Below are 1,699 nucleotides of genomic sequence, written 5' to 3' on the forward strand. Positions count from 1 at the left end.
GTCATGCCATGTACCTTTCAACCGTTCGACGCGTGTAGAACCCTCAACCAGGTTCTACGCGCGCAGACTTGGCGCCCGCACCGCCTCTACCCCACCGCTCACGGAGGTTCGCCGGATGCTTGGATCCACAAGATTCCGCCGCAGACTCACCACTGCCCTGGCCGGATTCGGGCTGCTCGTCACGGGAGCCGCCCTCCAGGTCGGCACCAGTGCCACCCCCGCCCACGCGGCCACCACCCACCGCATCCTGTTCGACAACGCCCACGCCGAGACGGCCGGCAACGCCGACTGGATCATCTCCACCAGCCAGCCCGACCCGCTCGGCCAGAACTCCTCCCCGTCCTCGGAGACGGACTGGACCGGCGCCCTGTCGTCCTGGGGCATCGCCCTGCAGAAGACCGGCAGCTACAGCCTGAAGACGCTGCCGTCGGGCTCCGGCCTCAGCTACGGCGGCTCGGCGACGACCGACCTGTCCAACTTCGACACACTGGTCCTGCCCGAGCCGAACACGATGTTCACGACCGCCGAGAAGACGGCGATCATGACCTTCGTGAAGAACGGCGGCGGCCTGTTCATGATCTCGGACCACACCGGCGCCGACCGCAACAACGACGGCTACGACGCGGTCGAGATCCTGAACGACCTGATGACGAACAACAGCGTCGACCCGACCGACCCGTTCGGCTTCTCCATCGACTCGCTGAGCATCGGCTCCGACTACCCGTCGGCCATCAGCGACAGCACCGACCCGGTCCTGCACGGCTCCTTCGGCACCGTCACCAAGAGCCTGATCGCCAGCGGCACCACCGCCACGCTCAGGCCCGCCGACAACTCGGCCGTCAAGGGCCTGCTCTACCGGACCGGCTACTCCGGCAACACCGGTGCCTTCTTCGCCACCAGCACCTTCGGCAGCGGCCGTGTCGCCTTCTGGGGCGACAGCTCGCCCATCGACGACGGCACCGGCCAGTCCGGCAACACCCTGTACGACGGCTGGAACGACTCCGGCGCCACCAACGCGGCCCTCGCCCTCAACGCCACCGCGTGGCTGGCGGGTTCGGGTACCGGCGGCGGGGGTGGCGGCGGTTCCGGCACCTGCACCGCCGCCCAGCTGCTGGGCAACAACGGCTTCGAGTCGGGCAACACCACCTGGAGCGCCAGCAGCGGCGTCATCACCGATTCCAGCAGTGAGTCGGCCCGTACGGGTTCGTACTACGCCTGGCTGGACGGCTACGGCACCGCCACCACGGACACCCTCTCCCAGGCGGTGACCATCCCGTCCGCCTGCACCACCGCCGCCCTGAGCTTCCATCTGCACGTCGACACGGCGGAGACCTCGACGAGCACCGCGTACGACACGCTCAAGGTCCAGGTCCTCAACAGCTCCGGGACCGTCCTGGGCACCCTGGCGACCTACTCGAACCTGAACGCGGCGAGCGGCTACACCCAGCGCAGCTTCAGCCTGGCGGGCTACGCCGGCCAGACCGTCACCCTCAAGTTCACCGGGACCGAGGGCTCCACCCTGCAGACGTCCTTCGTCATCGACGACACGGCACTGAACGTCGGGTGACCCCACGGGGCCCGGCGGGACGACCCCGCCGGGCCCATGGGGTCAACCGGGCGCGACCGTGTGCGCCGCCGGGGTCCCACCGGTCACCCCCCCCCCCCGGGCGGGGGCGCCCGGCGGCGGCCGGGCGGTGGT

At 69.6% G+C, this 1,699-nt stretch carries 1 protein-coding gene; it reads left to right on the forward strand.

Going from position 1 to position 1,699, the window contains the following annotated elements; genetic code table 11:
* Window positions 1-115: 115 nt before the first annotated feature.
* Window positions 116-1,567: a hydrolase gene (locus ACFW2E_RS46420; protein ID WP_384478093.1), complete on the forward strand. Its 1,452-nt coding sequence runs from the start codon at window positions 116-118 to the stop codon at window positions 1,565-1,567.
* Window positions 1,568-1,699: the final 132 nt, after the last annotated feature.

The organism is Streptomyces sp. NPDC058964 (genome assembly GCF_042741275.1).
Taxonomy (GTDB): Bacteria; Actinomycetota; Actinomycetes; order Streptomycetales; family Streptomycetaceae; genus Streptomyces.